The sequence below is a fragment of the Paenibacillus sp. CAU 1782 genome, from assembly GCF_054551715.1.
This window is the reverse complement of record NZ_JBTOLL010000001.1, coordinates 522,919-543,598: the sequence shown is the minus strand read 5'-3', so window position 1 is coordinate 543,598 and position 20,680 is coordinate 522,919. Positions and strand designations below refer to the sequence as shown.

Here is a 20,680-nt window from a genome sequence, read left to right as displayed (position 1 = left end):
AATGATGTCTACTTGATGCGACCTTTTACCTTATATACGTATGCCAGCACTTCCGCCACAGCCTGGAACAGATCCCCCGGTATGACATCCCCGATTTCGGCCCGTTCATAAAGCGCTCTGGCTAGCGGCTTGTTTTCCATCGTAATGACGTCGTGCTCCTTTGCGATTTCTTTAATCCGCAAGGCTACATGATCCATCCCCTTCGCCAGCACCTTCGGCGCTTCCATCTGCGATGCGTCATATTTCAGGGCGATGGCAAAATGCGTGGGGTTCGTAATTACGACGTCGGCTTTTGGCACTTCCTGCATCATGCGCTGCAGCGCCATTTTGCGCTGCCGTTCGCGGATGCGGCCTTTAATCAGAGGGTCGCCCTCCGACTTTTTATACTCGTCCTTAATATCCTGCTTGGACATTTTAAGGCTTTTTTCATGCTCGTACTTTTGGTACATAAAATCCAGAAAAGCCAATACAATCAACACAGCGCCGATTTTAATGCCAAGATTAATCGTAATTTTTGCTGCAAAGGCAAAGATGGCGGGGATCGGCTGCATCGGCAATAGCAGCAGCTTTTCCCACTCGCCGGCTATCGTGGAATACACCATAACCGCGATAATCGTCACCTTGAGAATGCTTTTTAAAAATTCCGCAAGACTTCTCATCGAGAAAATCCGCTTGAAGCCTTGAATAGGATCCAGCTTTTTAATATCCGCCTTAAGCGATTCGCCCGTCAACAAAAAGCCGAATTGGGCAACGTTGCCGACCACGCCAACAACCATGGCGATTGCAAAAATAGGGAGCAGAAGCAACAGAACCTGCCAAATGATGTTCAGAAACAATCCCATGATGTTTTCGGTAGTCAGTTCCATCGTCAGCCAATCCTCAAACAGGCTTCGGAACAGCCCCATCACTCCGGAGCTATAATGATCACCCAGCATGAGGAACGAAGCGAACACAAAAAGCAGAATAAACGCGCCAGGCAAATCGGCGGATTTGGCAACTTGACCCTTTTTACGGGCATCGCCTCGTTTTTTGGGCGTTGCTTTCTCCGTTTTTTCCTGGTTGAACAGCTGGAGGTCAAGCTTTAAGCGATAGTTGCGCATTACGGCTTCCCCCCTATTCTCCGGATGGCGGCCCCTGCACAATGCCGAACAGTTGCTCTAGAGAATCAAACATAATCGAAAAGAGCTTTTCAAACAAAGCACCCATGCCCGGCATTATCAGGATCATAAGGAATATGCCAATTAACAATTTCAGCGGCAGGCCAATAACAAAAACGTTGAACTGCGGTGCGCTTTTGGTCAAAAAACCAAGTCCAACGTCGGTCAGAAACATGGCCACCATAATGGGAGCGGCGATCTGGATTGCAAGTACAAACGTGGTAGCAAAGGTCCGCACAAGAAAGTCTGAAATCCCGCCGCTCATCATGATGCTGTAAAACTCGTTGGAAAGCGGCATCCAGGTATAGCTGTTCATCAGCCCTCCCAGCAAGTAATGATGGCCGTTCATCATTAGAAAGACAACAAGCATTAGCATGTACTTGAAATTGCCCATCAAGGGAGCCGATATACCGGTATGGGGATCAACCACATTCGCCATCGCCAAGCCGATTTGCAAGTCCATAATGCCTCCGGCCATCTGAACGATGGCAAAGAACAAATACACTACAAATCCCAACAATACGCCAATAATGATTTCCCGCAGCACCGCCAGCACGTATTCTTCGTTCGGCATGGCCGATTCGCCTACTCCGTAGGTCAAATAGACCATAAGGGAGATAAAAAAGCCAAGGCCGATTTTAAAAGTATTCGGCACGCTTCGCGACGAAAAAATAGGCGCCACGACGAAAAAAGCGGTAATTCGACAAAATATTAACAAAAAAATAGGTGCTCCTTGAGCAATTGCACTCATCAGCTCACAGCCTAACCGATGTAGTTATGTAAGTTGCTGAACAACCTGTAGGTAAAATCAACAACTGTGTTTAAGATCCACGGCCCGAATATAATGACGGCAATAAATACCGCAACAATTTTGGGCACAAACGCCAGCGTCTGCTCTTGGATTTGTGTCGTAGCCTGAAAAACACTAATGAGCAATCCCACTACAAGAGCCAATACCAGCATGGGGGCACTGGCCTTTAATACCGTGTATAAAGCGCTGCTGGCCAGGCCGATAACAAAATCCGCGCTCATAACGCGTCCCTCCCGCCGTCATGTTGTATTAAAGCTCAGCAGCAATCCCCTGACAACCAGATACCAGCCGTCTACCATTACAAACAATAGCAATTTGAACGGCAGAGAGATCATAATCGGCGGAAGCATCATCATGCCCATCGCCATCAATGTGCTGGCTACAATCATGTCGATCACGAGAAACGGTATAAAAATTAGAAAGCCCATCGTAAAAGCTGTTTTGAGTTCGCTGATGGCATAAGCCGGAACCAGTACCGTGAGCGGAGTCTCCTGAATGGAAGCCGGAGGTTCCGTTTTGGTATAGTTCAGAAACAATTGCAAATCCTTTGGTCTGGTGTGGGCGCCCATAAACTCTTTCATAGGAATTGCCGCCTGCTCAAAAGCTTCCGTCTGGGAAATTTCTCCCTTTAGGTAGGGCTGAAGAGCTACATCATTCACCTGACCGAAGGTTGGAGCCATAATAAAAAAGGTCATAAACATAGCCAGTCCGATCAATACCTGATTGGGCGGCATTTGCTGCGTCCCTAGCGAGGTTCGGACAAAGCCGAGCACGATTACGATTCGAGTAAAGCTGGTCATCAAAACCATAATCGCGGGAGCTATGCTGAGCACTGTTATAAGAAGAAGCAGCGACAAGGCACTTGTACCCGGCTGGTCTCCCGAACTGTTGCCAATATTAATCGAAATATCCGGCAGCGGCTCCGCAAAAGCTTGTCCGTGAATGAACAGCGACAGCAGAAGAACCGTCAATAGGGTCAGCGTCTTCTTATTTCTCATCATCCATCAACCGTTCATGACTATTTTGAGTTTTGAGCAGCTGCTCAAGCTGTTGCTTGCGTTGCGATTGTCCATTAAGCTTCCCGTCCAGCATTTGCTGGAAGGAAGAACTCCCGTTGTCGCCGTTTTTATTGGAATCGGCGGCTTTACCCCGCCACTTGCCCAGCAATTCGGCGACGTTTCTGGGTCCCCACACGGCTGTCGTTTCCTTGTCCAAAACCTTCAAGATTTCGTCGACTTGCGCAGCATCATCAACCTTGTCCAACAAGGTGACAGTATCTCCTACGCCTACGATATAAATAGTTCCGGCGATCTCCAACACCTGTACGGAACTGTTTTGCCCTAAAGCTATCCCGCCAAGCGAACGCATGGAACGATTGATTCCCCAAGCACGGCTCCCTTTGGAAAGCCATTTGATCACGATCAGTATCAGCACGATGACAATGGCTAGCGCGACCATCAGCCATGCAACGCTGCCCATCATATCCCCCGGACTGTCGAACGGAATTTGCGATTCCAAATTATCCGTCCCATTATTGCCGGATGCGGCAGCCATTCCAGGGAAAACCGTCGATGCCGCGGCCGTTAGAATGGCCGTCCGCTTTTGCAGTACGCTCATTAAGGCTGTCCTTATCCCAAAGCTTTCTTGATCGCTTCAATTACGCGATCCGCTTGGAACGGTTTTACGATAAAATCTTTTGCGCCTGCTTGAATCGCATCAATAACCATCGCTTGTTGCCCCATGGCGGAGCACATAATGACCTTGGCGCTGCCGTCCAGCTTCTTGATTTCCTTCAATGCCGCGATTCCGTCCATCTCAGGCATCGTAATATCCATTGTGATAAGGTCCGGCTTCAATTCTTTATATTTCTCTACTGCTTGTGCGCCGTCTGGCGCCTCCCCTACTACCTCGTAACCATTTTTCGACAAGATATCGCGAATCATCATGCGCATAAACGCTGCGTCGTCAACGATAAGAATCCGGTTTGCCATCTTCATTTCCTCCCAGGAGTTATTGTAATTTTTGAATTCGGTCCCATTGACTAACGATATCCGTTACACGGACGCCAAAGTTTTCATCGATGACGACAACTTCGCCCTTGGCGATCAGCTTGTTGTTGACCAAAATGTCGACAGGTTCGCCCGCCAGTTTGTCCAACTCAATAATAGAGCCTTGGGACAACTCGAGAATATCTTTGATTTGCTTCTGGGTCCTCCCTAATTCTACAGTGACCTTCAGCGGTATGTCGAGCAATAAATTTAGATTTGTTGTATCTGGCCCTTCATAAGCCTGTCCGCCGAAATTCGCAAACTGGACAGGCTGCACATTCACGTTTCGCGCAGGCGGTCCAGCATAAGCAGCTGGACTAGGATAGCCGGCTGGAGCCTCGTAGTAAGGCGCTTGCGGCGGGTATCCAGGCGGTGCTGCAGCCGGTTGCGGCGGAGGCTGGTGGTAAGCTGCCGGCGGCGGCGGGGCTACCGGAGCCGCTGCTGCTGCGGTCTGCTGAACCGCTGCTTGTGTCTCTGCCACAGCAGGCGGGGCCGCAGGTGCCGGCGGGGAGCTCTCTTCCACGCTTCCCATCAAGGTCGATACCATTTCCTTGGCAAAGGAAACTGGTAGCAATTGCATAATCGTAGAATCTATCAAATCCCCGATTGTCAAATGGAAGGAGATTTTGATAAATACATCCACCGGAGGCAAATGATCCATGCCATTGCCGGCGTCTACATCCAAGATGTCGATGCCTGGTGGCGAAATGTTGACAAGCCGATTAAAAATGGTGGACATCGATGTTGCCGAAGAGCCCATCATCTGGTTCATTGCTTCCTGAACAGCGCTGATGTGAATTTCATTCAGCTCTTCCGGCGTAACTACCCCTTCTCCGCCTAACATCAAGTCCGCGATAATCTGTGCGTCCTGTGTACGAATAACGAGAGAGTTGATGCCCTCAAAACCGTCCACATATTCTACGCTGACAGCAACATGAGGTTTTGGAAAAATATCGCCTAGTTCCTCGCGCTTGACCATCGTAACCTGAGGCGTCGTAATATCTACCTTTTTTCCCAGAAGCGTCGACAATGCGGTAGCCGCGCTGCCAAAAGTGATATTGCCGATCTCGCCCAGAGCGTCCTGCTCGATTGCCGACAAGTAATCCGACAGCTGAACCTCGTTAGCAGGGGCCGGAACATCGTCGGGCTCGTTAGAGGACTGCCGAAGCAACGCATCGATCTCCTCTTGGGACAAATAGTCTTTACTCGTCATAATCTTTTTCAGCTCCTTCGCTTACAATTTCGTCCACCTGCACAGCCAGCTTGTCTCTAATGGAACCCGGGCTGCCGATAAACTTCAGCTTATCTCCAACTTTTATATTCAGTCCTTCATCAACCGGCTTGTTTAAGGTCAGAACATCACCGATATTTAAGGTCAAAAACTCGTGGATGGTTATAGATGTCTCGCCCAGCTCCGCTACGATCGGCAACTTGGCTTTATGCAAGCGCTGCTCCAGTATTTCGACCTCTTCGGGCGCCCGTTCCTTCTTCTGCGACACAAACCAGTGATGCACGGACAGTCTTGGCATAATTGGCTCCAGTACGACATGCGGGATACATAAATTGATCATGCCGGTTGTATCGCCGATTTTTGTACTGAATGAAATCAGCGCGATCGTTTCGTTGGGAGAAACGATTTGCATGAATTGCGGATTGGTTTCGAGCGCCTCGAGTCTTGGCGAAATGTCGATAACCGTTTTCCACGCTTCCTGCAGGCTGTCAAAGGTTCTGGCGAAAACTCGTTCCATGACTGTTGTTTCAATTTCAGTCAAATTGTTGATTTTGGACGGTGCGGTTCCTTGTCCGCCAAGCATCCGGTCCAGCATAGCGTAGGCGACATTGGGATGCACCTCAAGGACCATGCGGCCTTCCAGCGGCTCCGCTTCAAAGATATTCAAAATCGTCATTTTGGGTATGGACCGAATAAACTCGTCATAAGGCAACTGCTCTACGTCTACTACATTGATCTGAACGAAAGTGCGGAGTTGCGCCGAGAAATAGGTTGTCAAAAATCGCGCGAAGTTTTCGTGAATGCGGGTCAAGCTCCGTATATGATCCTTCGAGAAACGGACTGCGCGTTTGAAGTCATAGACGCTGACCTTTCGTTGAACTTCTTCCTTCTTCAAGTCTTCCGCGTCCATTTCACCGGACGACAGAGCTGCAAGAAGCGCGTCTATCTCATTCTGCGATAATACATCAACCAATTCTCTCACCTCCTTCGGGAATATCGCGCCGAGGGCGTTACAGTTCCGTAATTATGATATCTGTAATTTCAACCTTGATCATCTTCCCTTTGGGGAGGATGGGATTCAGCAGATTGAGCAGCTTGGTTTCCAGCGCGTCTTCGCCTTGCGAACCTTCCAGTTCGCTAGCTGTCGTATCGGCCAAAGTCCGGCTGATGACCGGTTTAATTTCGAGATCCAAAATCTGATCAAATTCCTCTTTCGTTTTTTTGCTGTCCAATTGGAAAGCAAAGCTCAAAATAACAACATAATTTTGATCCTTCAAGTTCCGGCGGTATTCTGTTAAAACAGACGTTACCTCGACTCTTTCTTTGGCCGACAAGGTCTCCACCTTCACTTCAGGTTTCGCTTCTTCTTTGCCGTCTTTGTCACCAAAGAAGCTGTTATAAGCGATAACCGCCACAATGGCGATCAGTACAATCGAGAGAATAATGGAAACTAACCAAGGCAGCATTTTTTTCATGATGCCGGACCCTCCAATCTATCCAACTTATGGTTCGCTCCTACAAGACCGATCGTGCTCAGGTACTGACTACTCAATGAAACAATTTCGGCGGCCTTTTCCTTAACCACAAGCTTGTTGCCTGTTGTGAGCGAGATTACGGTATCTGCGGCCTCTTCAACCGATTCAATCAAAAGAGCATTGATAACAACCTTCGTACCGTTCAAACGCGTTACAGGAATCATTAAGCGGCCCCCTTTATGTAAGGGAGGCTGAACCAGCCTCCCGGCTTGCTAAAAAAAGAATTAACGTTTCAGGTTAACGACCTCTTGCAGAATTTCATCGGAAGTACTGATGATGCGGGAGTTTGCCTGGAATCCGCGCTGCGCTACGATCATTTCCGTAAACTCCGCCGTCAAATCAACGTTGGACATTTCCAGCTGACCTGCAATAACTGAGCCGGTTCCGGCGTCGGCATCATTAGCCGCAACGATTTCGAATTCCCCGTCCGGATTCGCGTTAACAGTCACCCGATATAAATTGCCGCCGACTTTTTCAAGACCGCTAGGGTTAACTACCTTTACAATACCAAGCTGTCCGCCTTCCATTGCTCCATCAGCGGTTACCCCGTTAATCGTGCCGTCTTGACCGAAGCTGAATGCTGTAATGGTATCGTCAAGAACGATTGGCGCTCCGTCGACGCCAAGTACGAACATGCCATCCGCAGTAACAAGCTGGCGTGCCGCATCAATAGTGAAATTGCCGGCGCGTGTCAAAAATTGCTCTGTGCCGTCTCCGGCCGATACAACAAAAAATCCGTCGCCGTCAATCCGCAAGTCCTTGGCATCATTGGTTGTCATGGCGCTGCCCGCTGTATGAATCGTATCGATTGCGCCAATAGAAACGCCCAGACCGATTTGGCGTGCATTTACGCCGCCGCGAGCTCCATCTTCAGGCGCCGTTACGCCGGATACGGTTTGGCTCAAAATATCCTGAAACATAACCCTTCCGGCTTTGAAGCCGACCGTGTTGACGTTGGCAATGTTGTTGCCGATTACGTCAAGTTTGGTTTGAAACCCTCTCATGCCGGAAACGCCTGAATACATTGATCTCAACATGGTTTCAATTCCTCCAATATGGGGTAATTAGTTCGCAAATGCGGCTGCATCTGTCGGTCCGCAGCCGCAGGCCTCCTGAATGGTCCAGCCTTATTTTAAAATAATTGCGCTGTCGATCTGGGTAAACACGTTGCTTCGCATGCCGCTTTCATCCATTGCCGTTACAACGGTGCGGCTTGGCACGTTAACAATCATGGCGATATCCTTATAAACAATAAGAGAATCGCGAGCGCCCTTGGATGCCGCATCATCCACTGCCTTCATAATTTGGGACAGCGACTCCGGCTTTAGCTTAATGCCGCGCTGCTCCATTCTCATTTCGGCATGGTGGCTGAATTTGAGCACTTTGGATTGCAGCAGGTCATGAAATTCGCCGCCTTGCCGTTTGACCTCGGCTTGCGTTTTTTGATAGCTTTTGTCAACCTGCAAAGGCGATGGACTTAGAGGAAATAGATGTCCGACCTTCATGCTGTCGCTCATGCTGTCTCCACCTCGCCGTCCTCTTCAGCCGATTCCGAGCCCGAGCCTTGTCCAGGCTGATCTTCGGAAATGGAAATCAGGTAATCCAATGCTACCTGGCTGTCGCCGATTTTGGCGTACAACACGCCGTCCTTGGATAAAATGGAGTCGACTTTGCCATTTAAGGACACAATCTGCCCATCCTCACTGTACTCCTGCCACTCTACCCACTTCCCGATCATGCTGGAAGCAGAGCCGATGCTTTGCCGCAGCTTGCCGATTTCCGTCGCCATGTTCATCAACTGCTCCACAGAAGTAAACTGCGCCATCTGTGCGATAAACTCTCTGTCCTGCATTGGCTGCATAGGGTCCTGATTGCGCAGCTGCGTTACCAGGATGGACAAAAACTGATCCTTCCCAAGCGTGTTGGATGATGACTTGTCCGCTGCTTTCTGGACGTTGTTCTGATGATAGTTGGGCCATACATTATTAGTAGATACACTGCCGGCCATTACTGTTCACCCCCGTTCCTGTCTCATCGGAAATGCGCTAAGCCGTTTCATTTATGCTTCTTCCAAAGCCAAGGCCTTGGATTGCAGCCTGTTCGGCAACTTCCGCCTCAAAGGCGTTGTCCGTTACACGGTCGTCCTCCTGCTGATTCTGAGAATTGCGGAAAGGATTGCGATTACCCTGCTCCTGACCGTTTTGCCCTTGAAGAACCGAAGCGGATTCGCTTTGAGTAACTTCAAGCTTGTCAACGTTTAAGCCTTGAGCCTGCAACGCCGATCGCAACTGGGCCATTTGGTTTTCAAGCATATCCTTGGCTTGGGCCGTATCCGTCATGAAAACAGCTGTCAGCACGCCGCCTTGCATCGAAATTCGCACATCCACTCCGCCCAAATGCTCCGGAAAAAGAGTTAAACGCGCTTCTGAAGCTCCGTTCATCGTTCGGATGTCAAATTTCTGGACAATCATACCGCGCATTGTTTCTGCAAAATCCTCAGCCAGAACAAAAGTGCTGGCGGTCTGGCTTGCAGCGGGCATTGGTACATGCTCACGCACCGTTTGCTGAGCCAGCAAAGATACCGGCGATGCTGCAACCAAATCTCCTTGTGCCTGCAAACCGGCATCAGCCTGAGTCGCCAACTCGCCGTTTTGTACAGCTGCCGCCAAAATAGACGGATGGACAGCTTGCTGGGACATACGCTGTAGAAAGGAAGATGCATCCTTGGCCGCAATCGAAGCGGAATTGATCCATGCCGGCGTCTGCGAGGCTTCCTTCTGCGTAGACTGCTGCGATGCCGGGGACGCTTCACCTTTCAACAAGGCAGCTAGTTCTCCCAGTTGCTTTGCAACAAGCGCAACAGGCTCTTGGCCTTGCACTTGCTTCTGCGATCCTTGCTGTAGCACTGTTTGCATTTGCAACAGCGCATCTTGAAGATTGCTCTTCAAGGCCAAAGTCGCGGAGCCCGCTTCCTCTACCGAAGCAGCGGCATTGCTTGCTTCATTCGCTGCTTGCTGCAAGTGGACAGCGGGAAGACCAAGCAGAATCAGCAAAGCTTGCATGCCTTCCAAAGCGGAAAGCAGCTCTTCTTGATTCAATTCGGGTTCTGGCGATCCCTCTTCCGGCTTTGCATCCAGCTGATCGATCAGCGAATCCATTAAAGCCAGCAGTTGTTCCAGTTCCGGCAGCTCCGTCAATGACGAGCCATCCTGAGATTGAGCGGATACTGACCCTACCAAAGCAACCGGAGCCGAGTTTTGCTCTTGAGCCTCTGCCTGTCCGCCCATTTGCTTCACAAGCACCGTTTGAAAACCTGCCGCGCCTTCCGCGCCAGCTGTCGGCTTCACGCTTGCTACCGGCGATGTGCCGCCAGAAGATGGAGAGACATTTGTGCCTGCCACCAATATATCCATTAGTGTTTTTCACCTCCCTTCTGATCTGCTACCACTGAACGATAACCTAAGATCCGGACATCAGTCTGGACATCATATTGGCAGTTGCCGCCTGGTCGATTTTCGACATTTCGCTCAAAATGGAAGAGCGCGCGGTATCGCTAACCGAGTTTAAAATTCTCATTACTTTGCTAGGGCTAACTTCGATCATTTTGATCAAAAGCTCTCCTGCGCTGGCCGCGTTCATAGCTCCAAAGGTTGCGCTCAGTTGATCCTGATCCAAAGTGGAAGAAACGATTGTTTCCGTCGGCTGAGTCGCCTCGTCCAGTCTGGATTGCAGCGCGGCAATTTGAAGATCCTTTGCCTTAACGGCGTCTTTCATCTTCACAGTTGCTTCTGCGGCAACCCTGGCGTCCATTTTTTCCAGGATGCGCACTCGGTCGTCGGCCCTCATTGAAGAAAATAGCAGAACCATTTCATCAACGGTCATGTTTTGTATAATCGGAGCCGCCTTGCTCGGCGTCATCTTGGTGAACATGCTGGCAAGTTCGGCGATTTTGGATGTGTACTGCTCATCCTCCAGCAGACTTTCTTCGTTTGCCAGCTTAAGCTGGGCATTTTCGTCCTGCAAATCCTTGATCGACTCTTCCTGGGCTTCCTTGGATTGGTTGGCGGCGGCTAGTTCGCTTTTCAGCGTCAGCAGCTCCGTTTCCAACTCATCGATCTTTTCATTCAATTTCACCGAACGGACAGTTGCGTCATCCGTGGTAGTGCTGCCCATTGACTCAGGCTTAGGAAGCACGTTTTTGAGAACGGGAATGTTCTGACCGATCTCCAGCGTCCGATTGCGGAAATCGTTGTCCATCACATACAGCATGACGCCTAGCAATACGACAACCACAAGTACCGGTATCATCAAAAACATAAATCGTTCAAAACCGTTGTATTTCTGAGTTTCCTCATTTGTGTCAGCCAATTTCGCTCACTCCCTCTTGCCGGCGTTGCAGCCTTTTACGGTGACGGCATGATGAAACGAACCGTTGCCATTTCATCCAGCTCATTTTGCTCCTTGATTTGCAAGGCATGACGGAAACGTTCCCAGGCGCGATCCTTGGCTTTGAGCCACACCTTTTCGTCCTTCATCTTATCAGCCAGTTTGCCGCGGCACTGCTCTACCGCCTTCTGGGCCTGACGCACATCTTGCAGCTTGCGTTCGATGCAGGCTTGCAAGTGGTCCAGGTATTGACCGACTACAAGCAGTTCCGATAAGGGAACCGCCTGCGTCGTGGCCTGCTGCAGCCTTTCTTCCCACTCTGCCTGGCTTTGCCGAAGCTGGTGGAGGCTCTGCTCCTGTGTCGACAGTTCGCCCAGCGCTCCCGAGAGCACCCATTCCGCTTGTGTTTTCTGGCTTGCCTTAAGGTCCACGACCTTTTGAAAGGAATAATGGAAGGATGCCACCGCAGCGTTCAACTCCTGTGAAATTGATTAATCAAAGACTCTTGTGTTTCGCTCAGCGTCACTTTTTCATTCGTCTTTTGTTTAGTAAAGGCATGAATGTCGTCAATAAACTGAAGCGCCAGATCAATTTCTTTGTTGGAGCCTTGCTGATACGCCCCAATATTGATCAGATCTTCCGAATCCTTATAAATAGAGAGCAAGCGTTTCAGTTCATTGGCTGCATCCTGCTGCTCGTCCGTAACAATTTCTTTCATAACACGGCTGACCGAAGCCAAAACGTCGATAGCCGGAAAATGTCCCTTGTGCGCCAAGTGGCGGCTCAATACGATATGCCCGTCCAGAATGCCGCGCACGGCGTCCGCGATCGGCTCATTCATATCGTCGCCATCAACCAGCACCGTATAAAATGCGGTTATGGAGCCGGCTCCCCCGGTTCCCGCCCGCTCCAAAAGCTTGGGCAAGGCGGCAAATACGGACGGCGTGTAACCTCTGGTTGCCGGCGGCTCGCCGATAGCGAGACCTACTTCGCGCAGCGCCATCGCATAACGGGTAACGGAATCCATCATCAACATGACATTTAGACCGCGATCCCGAAAATATTCGGCTATCGTAGTTGCGATCAAAGCGCCCTTCATCCGAATGAGAGCCGGCTGGTCGGAGGTTGCAACGATAACAACCGAACGCGCAAGCCCTTCGGGACCAAGATCCTTTTCCACAAACTCCAAAACTTCGCGGCCCCGTTCGCCGATCAGCGCAATGACGTTGACATCAGCAGATGTATTACGGGCGATCATGCCCAACAACGTGCTTTTACCAACGCCGGAACCGGCGAAGATACCAACCCGCTGGCCTTGCCCGACAGTCAACAAGCCGTCGATAGCGCGCACCCCAATGCTCAAGGGGTGGATCACTCGAGGGCGTCCAAGCGGGTTGCTGGGAGCGTTATGGGTTGAGTAATGCTGCATGCGGCTTGGCAGAAAACTTCCGTCAAGCGGATTGCCCAAACCGTCCAGCACCTTGCCCAGCAATTCCGAGCCTACCTGAACAGTTAGCGGCTTTCCGGTTCCTACGACGTCGCATCCCGGGCTTATCGCGTGCAGATCGCCCAGCGGCATCAGAATAACTTTGTTGTCCCTAAAGCCAACAACTTCCGCTTTCAACGGCTTGGCGCTTTTGGATGGATAGATGTAGCACAAATCGCCAATGCTGGCATCCGGGCCTTCCGATTCCACCGTAAGCCCAATAACCTGGGTTACTTTGCCGTTAACGCGAACGGGATCAAGCGGCCTGAGATGCTCAAGGTACTTTGACGAATCAAGCTTGATTCCAGTCTGCATTATGACTTCTCTCCTCATTGCTCTGATGCGCCAATTGGATCAGCTCGCGTTTGATTTCCTCAAGCTGGGTATCGATTCGCGCGTCAATGCTGCCAAATGCCGATCGAATGACACAACCATTGTCTTTGACGGTGGAGTCGGGCAGTATTTGCAGCTCGGCCTGAGAATCAATGGCCATATTCAGCTCTTCTCTTGCCGCCTGGACAAATGGAAGCTGCTGAGGCGAAACACAAAGCGTGATAACGCCTTGTTCCCTGCGACGAGACAGGGATTTGACAATAAGCTCCAAAGCCATCTCAGGCGCATGGCTCAGTTGCTGCCCGATGATTTTTTCCGCAATTGCGCAGCTAAGCTCAACGAGAAATGGTTCGGCTTCCTGTATAATCTGCTCGCGCATCGCATATGCGCCTCTCAAGGCGTCCGACGCAGCATCCAGATCCTGCTGCCATTGCTGTCTCAGCTTTTCTTCAGCAGCGGCGGCGCCTTCCTGGAAACCTTGCTCGTAACCCGAGGTTCTGGCTTGCTCGAAAGCCGCATCGTCTTCGGATCGTTTTTCAAGCCACCAAACATCAATTTGGGCTGATGCTTCGGTCAGCATCTTTTCGCATTCCCGAGAAGCTTCCTGCAACCTCTCATCCGCAAAAGCCTGCGCGTCTGCGAGGATCTGGTCCCGCAGCGAAATTGTTTCTTCATCAGGTTGGGGCTCAGCCAGCAAACCGTCCTCTTCCGAGTAAGAAGGTGTGATTTCGCGATGATGACTTGCGCTCTGCAGCCGTTTGAGCTGGTCCAAGGAAATCACGCTGGAGGATTTGATCAAATTAGACAATGATATCATCTCCTCCGCCGCGTGCGATAATAATTTCGCCCGATTCTTCTAAACGGCGGATTGTAGCCACGATGCGGGTCTGCGCTTCTTCAACGTCACGCAGCCTGACGGGGCCCATAAATTCCATTTCTTCTTTGAACGTTTCCGCCATACGTTTGGACATGTTGCGGAAAATGGCTTCGCGCACTTCTTCGCTCGCCACTTTGAGGGCAAGCTGCAGATCGGCGTTTTCGATGTCGCGGATAATCCGTTGAATGGAACGGTTGTCGATATTGACGATATCCTCGAACACGAACATCCGCTTTTTGATCTCTTCGGCCAGCTCCGGGTCCTGGATTTCCAACGAGTCCAGAATAGTCCGTTCTGTACCGCGGTCAACGCCATTCAGAATCTGAACGATAGAATCGATGCCGCCAGCATTGGTGTAGTCCTGTGTAACCGTTGCAGACAGCTTTTGCTCCAACACCCGCTCTACTTGAGCGATGACTTCCGGCGATGTGCTGTCCATCAACGCAATTCTGCGAGCAACGTCCGCTTGCTTTTCCTGCGGAAGCGACGACAGAATTTGCGCGGATTGATCCGATTGCAGATAAGATAATACGAGTGCAATCGTCTGCGAATTTTCGTTTTGGATAAAGTTCAGGATTTGCGCCGGCTCTGCCTTTCTGGCAAAATCAAACGGCCTTACCTGAAGCGTGGCAGTCAAGCGATTGATAACTTCCATCGCTTTTGTTTCGCCAAGCGCTTTTTCCAAAATATCTTTGGCATAAGTAATGCCGCCTTGCGATATATACTCCTGCGCGAGACAAATTTGATGAAACTCGCTCAGTATCGTTTCCCGGTCCAGGCTGTCCACCTTGCGCACATTGGCAATTTCAAGCGTAAGCTGCTCGATTTCTTCTTCCCGCAGATGCTTGAAAATTTGCGCGGACACTTCAGGTCCCAATGTAATCAACAAGATGGCTGCTTTCTGGCGCCCTGTTAGTCCTTGCATGCTTTTGGACAATTACAACACCTCTATTCATCCACAAGCCATGTGCGAAGAAGATTGACAAATTCGTCAGGCTTGCGTTTGGCAAGTGTTTCCAGATTTTTGCGAGCTTGATTATCGTTGGTCACATTGTCCAAATCAAGCGTAGGATATTCCACTTTGGACGGAGCAGCCATTTCGACTTCTTCGACAACCTCTTGTTTTCTTCTCCGTGACAGGAAGTAGACAAGTCCGCCGATTATAGCCAGAGCGGCAACGCCAAGTCCGATTGCCCAAGGAAGCGAAATTCCGCCAGTGCCTGCGGCAGTTTGGCTTTCCGCAAAATTTCTTGCAATCAGCGAAACTTTTCTGGTCATTACAGCGTCATTATTAATATCCTGACCAGAATCAGCCAATTGGGCACGCACCAGTGTCGTCAAATAATTCATAATTGGCGTCCGGCTATCCTCATCCGGCAGCACCGTTTCTTCAATACCGATGCTGATGGACAAATCCTTCACAACAAAAGGCCCCGATTCTATGCTGCTGTTAATCCGGTCAACCTCGTAATTACGAATTTGCGAATTCGTTTCCGAAGAACTGCTTCCTTGCGATGATGCTTCATAACCAGGAACATCGGTTTCGCCAGTACCAGCTACACCGCCTGCGGGAGTCGTTGCGCCGGTAGATGTGGAGCTATTGATTTCTTCGCTCACAATAATGCCGTTGTTGTTATTATTTTCAAGCGGCCGCACCAGATTTTCGTTGCTGACCTTCTTGTCGAAGTTCATGCTGCTGGATACGCTGACCACCAGGTTTTCCGTACCGACAATCGGCCCTAGAAATTGCTGGATATTCTTTTTCAGCTCGGCTTCGTATTTACGCTGAATCTGGAACTGTGTTTCTACCAAATCCGCGCTTCCAGCCGCCGCATTGCCAGTCATAGACGGCGTCAATTCGCCTTGCGGACTGGAAATGGTAATGTCCTCAATCTCCAGATCCGTAACGGTGGCTTTTACTAGATTGTAATAGCCGTCAATTGCTTGCTGGGTTGGACGGTAGCCGGGCGTGAATTGCATCACGATCGCCGCCGTAGGTTTTTCCGAATCCGCTGGCGTCAGAAATACGCTTGCCTCCGGAGAACTGATCAGCACCTTGGTGCTTTGAACGCCTTGAAGGCCGTTTAGAAGCTTTTGAACCTCGCCGTTAAAAGCGCTTTGTTTGATAACGTTAAATTCATTCTCCGTTGTTCCCAATTGGGAGGAATTGGCGCTGAAAATTTCAAAACCAATCGAGCCGTTCTGCACCATGCCCTGAGAGCCGACCGCTATTTGGGTTTTGGCAACCATTTTACTAGGCACATAGATGCTTGCCCCGCTTTCGGACAACTGGTACGGAATCCCTTGACCATCCAAATAAGTCATGACCGCTTGTGCGTCCGTCGAATCAAGGTTTTGAAAAGCCAACTCGTATTCGGTGCGGGTGAATACGATGGTCAGCAATGTGATTGCAACCACCAATCCAGCCAGCGACGCGCCCAGCCATATTTTTTGTTTTCTGCCCATCTGGCTCCAGAATTGCGAAAGTCTGCCGCGATATTGGGCGATTTTCTCGTTCACGTTGTCACCTCACCCAATTACTATGCTGATACATATCCTAAAGCTGCATCCGCATCATTTCCTGATAGGCTTCCACTACTTTGTTGCGAACTTGTGAGGTAAACTGCAAACTGAGCTGAGCCTGTTCAGCGGCAATCAGCACTTTCGTTACATCTACCTGGCCGACTAAATATTGATCGTTGAGCTTATGTACGTTTTTTTCTTGTGCGCTCACATTGTTGATGGCCTGCTGCAGCATATTCCCGAATGACTCCGTCATTTCGGCAGGCGTCGCCTTCTGAGCTTGTCCCAGCTCATTCAGCCTGACCTGCGCCGTCTGGCCCAGCGTTACCGAATCAATCATCTCTTCCCTCCTGATCGTGTTAGACTACTACCTCTTACCGATTTCAAGCGCCTTTACGAACATCGTTTTTGTCGCATTCAAAGCTGTAATGTTAGCTTCGTATGCGCGTGATGCCGCAATCATGTCAACCATTTCCTTGGCGACATCGACGTTTGGCATATTCACATAGCCGTTAGCGTCTGCATCGGGGTGGGTGGGGTTATAAACTAATTTGCTTGGTGTTTGATCCTCCTTAATTTGGGCGACTCTCACGCCCTGCGCGGATTCCTTACGGCCAAGCTGCGCGTTTAGCAGAGATGAAAAGGATTGTTGCAGCGGCTCAAGCACGACCATTTTGCGCTTGTAAGGTTGAAATTGACCGTTGACATAACTTCCTCTAGTCGATTCTGCGTTGGCAATATTTGACGAAATAACATCCATTCTCAGCCGTTGTGCTGTTAGGGCCGAAGCACTGATGTCAAAACCTGTTGAAATCTTCATTCAGGCTACCCCCTTCCCTCGATAGCAGTACGAATCATTTTCAGATCATGATTGATTTGCTGAATGTAGAAATTGTAGCTAAGCTGGTTCTTGGCCAAAAGGGCCATTTCCCTGTCACTGTCGACATTGTTTTGATTATTGTTCATCGTGGTTGACGTGTCGGTTATGACCTGGGCTTCAGGTAATTTAGATGCCGAGGACCCAATAGGAATATGCCTGATATCAGTCCTTCGACCCGACAGCTTGGTCGACCCGGTTCCCATTGCCTGCTCCAAAAGTTGCTCAAAGACGACTTCTGAGCGTTTAAAATGCGGTGTTTCGGCATTGGCCACATTGTTCGAGATGACGCGTTGTCTCATTTCTGCTGCATAGACAGCCGCCTCCATCCGCTGAAACGATGCGCCGTTTAGCAGATTCATGTTTGATCACCACTTTCGCTATGAAAATCTCTTTGACATAAGGTATTCAACAGATTATTGCTCATTCCTTCCTCGTTCGACAGATTTTTATTAAAAAAATGAGATTACTTTGTCGATTTTCGCTGACACGATTATCTTCACTAATTTCCTAATTTATTACAATGAGAAAAAAGCCCCATCTTTTAAAAACAAGATGGGGCTTTTCGACCACGAAATTATAATTGAAGCTTAAAATACGCTGAATGGAGCGCATTGTTTCCTGCTAGGCTTTCATTTTTTGAAGCTCCTGCTGCAGCTGCTGATTCAGAATACGGATATACGTCCCTTTCATGCCGAGGGAACGGGTTTCGATGACGCCCGCGCTTTCCAGCTTGCGCAAGGCGTTAACGATAACCGAACGCGTGATGCCAACTCTGTCCGCGATTTTGGATGCCACAAGCAATCCTTCCTTGCCGTCCAGCTCTTCGAAGATATGCTCCACCGCTTCCAGCTCGCTGAAAGATAGGGAACCAACGGCAACGGAAACCACAGCGCGGCTCCGTACTTCCTGTTCAATCTCCTCCGCGCGCTCGCGAAGTATTTCCATGCCCACGATAGTTGACCCGTATTCGGCTAACACAAGATCATCCTCATCGAATTCGCCGGAAGGACGCGTTAGAATCAGCGTGCCCAAACGATCGCCGCCGCCTACAATAGGGACAATCGTCATAATCTCACCGTCGCCAAGACGCGGAAAAGCTTCTGCTATGCCAACATCCGGCTTCACGTTTGTCAACGGTTCCCCCGCATCAAGAAAACGATCGTTGGCTGATGCGGAAAATCTAAGCTCGTCCGCTCCAAGCGAGCGCAAAAAGTCATGGTCATACACGTCGATGGCCGCGCAGCCCAAAATTTTCCCCTTGCGGCTGACCACAAACACATTGCTTTGAATTGTCGTACACAGCACCTCCGCCATTTCGCGGAAGTTAAGCGCTTTGCCGGCTGCGCGTTGCAGCAGCCGGTTCAGCGTTCTTGTTTTGTTCAATAAGCTCATTTCCTATTGTCCTCCCAGACTGTAACCCTTACAAAATATATTGACTTAAATCGCGATCCTTGGAGATGCCTCCCAGTTTTTCGCGTACGTATTCCGGCGTAATGATCATGCTCTCCAGCGACAGCTCCGGCGCTTCAAAGGACAGGTCCTCCAGCAGCTTCTCCAGAATCGTATGCAATCTTCTGGCTCCGATATTTTCCATATTGCGGTTTACGTCGGCGGCGATGGATGCCAGCTCGTGAATCGCTTCCGCGGAAAATTGAACCTCGATGCCTTCGGTTTGCAGAAGCGCGGTATATTGCTTGGTCAGCGCATTTTTCGGCTCTGTCAAAATGCTGACGAAATCATCCAGGCTAAGGCTTGTAAGCTCCACCCGAATCGGAAAGCGACCCTGAAGCTCCGGAATAAGATCGGAAGGTTTCGCGATATGGAACGCTCCGGCTGCAATGAACAGAATATAATCTGTCTTGACTGATCCATATTTGGTCATGACCGTTGAACCTTCCACAATCGGCAAAATATCACGCTGAACGCCCTCGCGGGAAACATCGGGGCCGGAGCCTCTCGACGGACTGGCGATTTTGTCGATTTCGTCGATAAAGATGATGCCGCTCTGCTCCGCTCTCGTGATGGATTCCGAGATAACGTCATCCATATCGATCAGCTTGTTGGCTTCTTCCTGTGTAAGCGCTTTGCGGGCTTCCTTGACCGGAAGCTTCCGTTTCTTCGGCTTCTTTGGCATCAGTTGGCCTAACATTTCTTGCATATTCATGCCCATGCCTTCGGGACCTTGGCCCGACAGCATATCCAGCATGCTTGGAGAGGTGTCCTCCACCTCGATTTCGATCACTTCGTTTTCCAGCTTGCCTTCCGCGAGTTGTTCCCTGATTTGCGCGCGACGCGCCTGCAGCGACTGATCGCCTTCCTTGTCAGCTTCCTCCGGCTTTTCCTCATTGGAGCCGCCAAACAGCATTTCAAACGGATTTTTTGCGGATTTTGGTTTGGCCGCCGAAGGAGCAAGCAGCGTTACGATTCTTTCGTTCGCCAGCTTCTCCGCCTTGTCCTTGACGCCTTCCGTCTTTTCGGACTTGACCATTCGGATCGCAGTCTCCACCAGGTCGCGGATCATGGATTCCACATCGCGGCCGACATAACCAACCTCGGTAAACTTGGTTGCCTCCAGCTTTACGAACGGCGCTTTTACCAGCTTCGCCAGCCTGCGGGCGATTTCTGTTTTGCCGACGCCAGTCGGGCCGATCATCAAAATGTTTTTGGGCACGATTTCGTCCCGGATGGATTCGTCCAGCTTGCTCCTGCGATACCGATTGCGCAACGCAACCGCAACCGAGCGTTTGGCATCCTTTTGGCCTACAATGTATTTATCCAGCTCCGCGACGATCTGGCGCGGTGTCAACGCATCTTTTCCCATGGTTTCATCGCCTCCGCTATCATCTATACGATTTCTTCGACAATAATATTTTGATTGGTAAACACACAAATTTCCGCCGCGATTTCAAGCGATGCTTTTGCCATGTCCTTGGCTTCCATATCAGATGCGTGGCGCTTCAACGCTCTTGCGGCCGATAAGGCAAAGCTCCCGCCGGAACCAATCGCCAATATCCCGTCATCCGGCTCGATAATTTCGCCGTTGCCTGAAATCAGCAGCAAGCCCGACTTATCCATGACCAGCATCATAGCTTCCAGCTTGCGCAAGATGCGGTCGGATCTCCAGTCTTTAGCCAATTCCACCGCAGCCCGTTGCAAATTGCCATGATGCTCTTCCAGCTTGGCTTCGAATTTTTCGAACAGCGTAATTGCGTCCGCCACCGAACCCGCAAATCCGGCAACCACTTGTCCCCGGTAAAGCCTGCGCACTTTTTTCGCCTGATGCTTCATGACCATGCTGTTGCCAAATGTAACCTGACCGTCGCCAGCAATTGCCCCTTTGCCATTGTGACGAACAGCACAAATCGTTGTGGCATGAAACTGCATTTCCATGACGATGCCTCCTTGTATCAAGA

The 20,680-nt window shown here is 50.2% G+C and carries 26 protein-coding genes; all 26 read right to left on the bottom strand.

The features are described 5' to 3' along the window. Positions 1 to 8: 8 nt before the first annotated feature. Complete coding sequence (gene flhB, locus ACX93W_RS02805) at positions 9 to 1,100, bottom strand: flagellar biosynthesis protein FlhB (protein WP_459390790.1); 1,092 nt, start codon at positions 1,098 to 1,100, stop codon at positions 9 to 11. Between the two features lie 13 nt (positions 1,101 to 1,113). Beyond that, the gene (gene fliR / locus ACX93W_RS02800; RefSeq protein ID WP_459390789.1) at positions 1,114 to 1,908 is read right to left on the bottom strand and encodes a flagellar biosynthetic protein FliR; all 795 of its coding nucleotides are present in this window, start codon (positions 1,906 to 1,908) and stop codon (positions 1,114 to 1,116) included. A gap of 11 nt (positions 1,909 to 1,919) precedes the next feature. Beyond that, positions 1,920 to 2,189 carry a flagellar biosynthesis protein FliQ gene (gene fliQ, locus ACX93W_RS02795; protein ID WP_459390788.1) on the bottom strand — a complete coding sequence of 90 codons (270 nt, stop codon included), beginning with the start codon at positions 2,187 to 2,189 and terminating at the stop codon, positions 1,920 to 1,922. 18 nt (positions 2,190 to 2,207) lie between these two features. Then, complete coding sequence (fliP, locus tag ACX93W_RS02790; protein WP_459391995.1) at positions 2,208 to 2,966, bottom strand: flagellar type III secretion system pore protein FliP; 759 nt, start codon at positions 2,964 to 2,966, stop codon at positions 2,208 to 2,210. After that, on the bottom strand, positions 2,956 to 3,585 hold the full coding sequence (locus ACX93W_RS02785; protein ID WP_459390787.1) for a flagellar biosynthetic protein FliO: 630 nt from the start codon (positions 3,583 to 3,585) through the stop codon (positions 2,956 to 2,958). The genes fliP and ACX93W_RS02785 overlap by 11 nt, the downstream gene beginning before the upstream one ends. A gap of 11 nt (positions 3,586 to 3,596) precedes the next feature. Further along, positions 3,597 to 3,959: a response regulator gene (locus ACX93W_RS02780; protein WP_459390786.1), complete on the bottom strand. Its 363-nt coding sequence runs from the start codon at positions 3,957 to 3,959 to the stop codon at positions 3,597 to 3,599. 19 nt (positions 3,960 to 3,978) lie between these two features. Next, positions 3,979 to 5,229 carry a flagellar motor switch phosphatase FliY gene (gene fliY, locus ACX93W_RS02775; RefSeq protein ID WP_459390785.1) on the bottom strand — a complete coding sequence of 417 codons (1,251 nt, stop codon included), beginning with the start codon at positions 5,227 to 5,229 and terminating at the stop codon, positions 3,979 to 3,981. Then, positions 5,219 to 6,220 (bottom strand): flagellar motor switch protein FliM, encoded by a 1,002-nt coding sequence (gene fliM, locus ACX93W_RS02770; protein ID WP_459390784.1) that lies wholly within the window; start codon positions 6,218 to 6,220, stop codon positions 5,219 to 5,221. Before fliM ends, fliY begins: the two co-directional genes overlap by 11 nt. Before the next feature lie 37 nt (positions 6,221 to 6,257). After that, positions 6,258 to 6,722, bottom strand: a complete 465-nt coding sequence (locus ACX93W_RS02765) for a flagellar basal body-associated FliL family protein (RefSeq protein WP_459390783.1) — start codon at positions 6,720 to 6,722, stop codon at positions 6,258 to 6,260. Further along, on the bottom strand, positions 6,719 to 6,946 hold the full coding sequence (locus tag ACX93W_RS02760) for a flagellar FlbD family protein (RefSeq protein ID WP_459390782.1): 228 nt from the start codon (positions 6,944 to 6,946) through the stop codon (positions 6,719 to 6,721). The genes ACX93W_RS02765 and ACX93W_RS02760 overlap by 4 nt, the downstream gene beginning before the upstream one ends. A gap of 60 nt (positions 6,947 to 7,006) precedes the next feature. Beyond that, entirely contained in the window at positions 7,007 to 7,819 is an 813-nt protein-coding gene (gene flgG, locus ACX93W_RS02755; protein WP_459390781.1) for a flagellar basal body rod protein FlgG, read from the bottom strand. 90 nt (positions 7,820 to 7,909) lie between these two features. Then, positions 7,910 to 8,299, bottom strand: coding sequence for a TIGR02530 family flagellar biosynthesis protein (locus ACX93W_RS02750; RefSeq protein ID WP_459390780.1), 390 nt, complete (start codon positions 8,297 to 8,299; stop codon positions 7,910 to 7,912). Beyond that, on the bottom strand, positions 8,296 to 8,790 hold the full coding sequence (locus tag ACX93W_RS02745) for a flagellar hook capping FlgD N-terminal domain-containing protein (protein WP_459390779.1): 495 nt from the start codon (positions 8,788 to 8,790) through the stop codon (positions 8,296 to 8,298). Before ACX93W_RS02745 ends, ACX93W_RS02750 begins: the two co-directional genes overlap by 4 nt. Before the next feature lie 37 nt (positions 8,791 to 8,827). Beyond that, positions 8,828 to 10,195: a flagellar hook-length control protein FliK gene (locus ACX93W_RS02740; protein ID WP_459390778.1), complete on the bottom strand. Its 1,368-nt coding sequence runs from the start codon at positions 10,193 to 10,195 to the stop codon at positions 8,828 to 8,830. A 46-nt stretch (positions 10,196 to 10,241) separates the two neighbouring features. Beyond that, complete coding sequence (locus tag ACX93W_RS02735) at positions 10,242 to 11,150, bottom strand: MotE family protein (protein ID WP_459390777.1); 909 nt, start codon at positions 11,148 to 11,150, stop codon at positions 10,242 to 10,244. A gap of 35 nt (positions 11,151 to 11,185) precedes the next feature. Then, positions 11,186 to 11,632, bottom strand: coding sequence for a flagellar export protein FliJ (gene fliJ, locus ACX93W_RS02730; protein WP_459390776.1), 447 nt, complete (start codon positions 11,630 to 11,632; stop codon positions 11,186 to 11,188). Positions 11,633 to 11,640: 8 nt separating this feature from the next. After that, entirely contained in the window at positions 11,641 to 12,969 is a 1,329-nt protein-coding gene (gene fliI, locus ACX93W_RS02725) for a flagellar protein export ATPase FliI (RefSeq protein ID WP_459390775.1), read from the bottom strand. After that, entirely contained in the window at positions 12,947 to 13,795 is an 849-nt protein-coding gene (locus ACX93W_RS02720) for a FliH/SctL family protein (protein ID WP_459390774.1), read from the bottom strand. The genes fliI and ACX93W_RS02720 overlap by 23 nt, the downstream gene beginning before the upstream one ends. Further along, positions 13,788 to 14,789 carry a flagellar motor switch protein FliG gene (fliG, locus tag ACX93W_RS02715; protein WP_459391994.1) on the bottom strand — a complete coding sequence of 334 codons (1,002 nt, stop codon included), beginning with the start codon at positions 14,787 to 14,789 and terminating at the stop codon, positions 13,788 to 13,790. Before fliG ends, ACX93W_RS02720 begins: the two co-directional genes overlap by 8 nt. Before the next feature lie 23 nt (positions 14,790 to 14,812). Then, a complete protein-coding gene (gene fliF / locus ACX93W_RS02710) occupies positions 14,813 to 16,384 on the bottom strand; it encodes a flagellar basal-body MS-ring/collar protein FliF (protein ID WP_459390773.1) in 1,572 nt (523 codons plus the stop codon). Positions 16,385 to 16,421: 37 nt separating this feature from the next. Next, complete coding sequence (gene fliE, locus ACX93W_RS02705) at positions 16,422 to 16,727, bottom strand: flagellar hook-basal body complex protein FliE (RefSeq protein ID WP_459390772.1); 306 nt, start codon at positions 16,725 to 16,727, stop codon at positions 16,422 to 16,424. Between the two features lie 27 nt (positions 16,728 to 16,754). After that, entirely contained in the window at positions 16,755 to 17,207 is a 453-nt protein-coding gene (flgC, locus tag ACX93W_RS02700; RefSeq protein WP_459390771.1) for a flagellar basal body rod protein FlgC, read from the bottom strand. 5 nt (positions 17,208 to 17,212) lie between these two features. After that, on the bottom strand, positions 17,213 to 17,626 hold the full coding sequence (gene flgB / locus ACX93W_RS02695) for a flagellar basal body rod protein FlgB (RefSeq protein WP_459390770.1): 414 nt from the start codon (positions 17,624 to 17,626) through the stop codon (positions 17,213 to 17,215). A 262-nt stretch (positions 17,627 to 17,888) separates the two neighbouring features. Next, positions 17,889 to 18,659, bottom strand: a complete 771-nt coding sequence (codY, locus tag ACX93W_RS02690; protein ID WP_459390769.1) for a GTP-sensing pleiotropic transcriptional regulator CodY — start codon at positions 18,657 to 18,659, stop codon at positions 17,889 to 17,891. Between the two features lie 28 nt (positions 18,660 to 18,687). Next, positions 18,688 to 20,088 carry an ATP-dependent protease ATPase subunit HslU gene (gene hslU / locus ACX93W_RS02685; RefSeq protein ID WP_459390768.1) on the bottom strand — a complete coding sequence of 467 codons (1,401 nt, stop codon included), beginning with the start codon at positions 20,086 to 20,088 and terminating at the stop codon, positions 18,688 to 18,690. A 23-nt stretch (positions 20,089 to 20,111) separates the two neighbouring features. Beyond that, positions 20,112 to 20,657: an ATP-dependent protease subunit HslV gene (hslV, locus tag ACX93W_RS02680; protein WP_459390767.1), complete on the bottom strand. Its 546-nt coding sequence runs from the start codon at positions 20,655 to 20,657 to the stop codon at positions 20,112 to 20,114. Positions 20,658 to 20,680 lie beyond the last annotated feature (23 nt).

Bases quoted from the DNA above. Each gene is read 5' to 3' on its own strand.
- flgC (WP_459390771.1), bottom strand. From the start codon at position 17,207: ATGAAGATTTCAACAGGTTTTGACATCAGTGCTTCGGCCCTAACAGCA.
- fliP (WP_459391995.1), bottom strand. From the start codon at position 2,966: ATGAGAAATAAGAAGACGCTGACCCTATTGACGGTTCTTCTGCTGTCG.
- ACX93W_RS02760 (WP_459390782.1), bottom strand. From the start codon at position 6,946: ATGATTCCTGTAACGCGTTTGAACGGTACGAAGGTTGTTATCAATGCT.
- flgB (WP_459390770.1), bottom strand. From the start codon at position 17,626: ATGAATCTGCTAAACGGCGCATCGTTTCAGCGGATGGAGGCGGCTGTC.
- fliY (WP_459390785.1), bottom strand. From the start codon at position 5,229: ATGACGAGTAAAGACTATTTGTCCCAAGAGGAGATCGATGCGTTGCTT.
- fliG (WP_459391994.1), bottom strand. From the start codon at position 14,789: ATGCAAGGACTAACAGGGCGCCAGAAAGCAGCCATCTTGTTGATTACA.
- fliR (WP_459390789.1), bottom strand. From the start codon at position 1,908: ATGAGTGCAATTGCTCAAGGAGCACCTATTTTTTTGTTAATATTTTGT.
- flhB (WP_459390790.1), bottom strand. From the start codon at position 1,100: ATGCGCAACTATCGCTTAAAGCTTGACCTCCAGCTGTTCAACCAGGAA.
- flgG (WP_459390781.1), bottom strand. From the start codon at position 7,819: ATGTTGAGATCAATGTATTCAGGCGTTTCCGGCATGAGAGGGTTTCAA.
- ACX93W_RS02750 (WP_459390780.1), bottom strand. From the start codon at position 8,299: ATGAGCGACAGCATGAAGGTCGGACATCTATTTCCTCTAAGTCCATCG.
- ACX93W_RS02765 (WP_459390783.1), bottom strand. From the start codon at position 6,722: ATGAAAAAAATGCTGCCTTGGTTAGTTTCCATTATTCTCTCGATTGTA.
- ACX93W_RS02780 (WP_459390786.1), bottom strand. From the start codon at position 3,959: ATGGCAAACCGGATTCTTATCGTTGACGACGCAGCGTTTATGCGCATG.
- fliE (WP_459390772.1), bottom strand. From the start codon at position 16,727: ATGATTGATTCGGTAACGCTGGGCCAGACGGCGCAGGTCAGGCTGAAT.
- ACX93W_RS02745 (WP_459390779.1), bottom strand. From the start codon at position 8,790: ATGGCCGGCAGTGTATCTACTAATAATGTATGGCCCAACTATCATCAG.
- hslU (WP_459390768.1), bottom strand. From the start codon at position 20,088: ATGGGAAAAGATGCGTTGACACCGCGCCAGATCGTCGCGGAGCTGGAT.
- fliQ (WP_459390788.1), bottom strand. From the start codon at position 2,189: ATGAGCGCGGATTTTGTTATCGGCCTGGCCAGCAGCGCTTTATACACG.
- ACX93W_RS02785 (WP_459390787.1), bottom strand. From the start codon at position 3,585: ATGAGCGTACTGCAAAAGCGGACGGCCATTCTAACGGCCGCGGCATCG.
- fliI (WP_459390775.1), bottom strand. From the start codon at position 12,969: ATGCAGACTGGAATCAAGCTTGATTCGTCAAAGTACCTTGAGCATCTC.
- ACX93W_RS02740 (WP_459390778.1), bottom strand. From the start codon at position 10,195: ATGGATATATTGGTGGCAGGCACAAATGTCTCTCCATCTTCTGGCGGC.
- hslV (WP_459390767.1), bottom strand. From the start codon at position 20,657: ATGGAAATGCAGTTTCATGCCACAACGATTTGTGCTGTTCGTCACAAT.
- codY (WP_459390769.1), bottom strand. From the start codon at position 18,659: ATGAGCTTATTGAACAAAACAAGAACGCTGAACCGGCTGCTGCAACGC.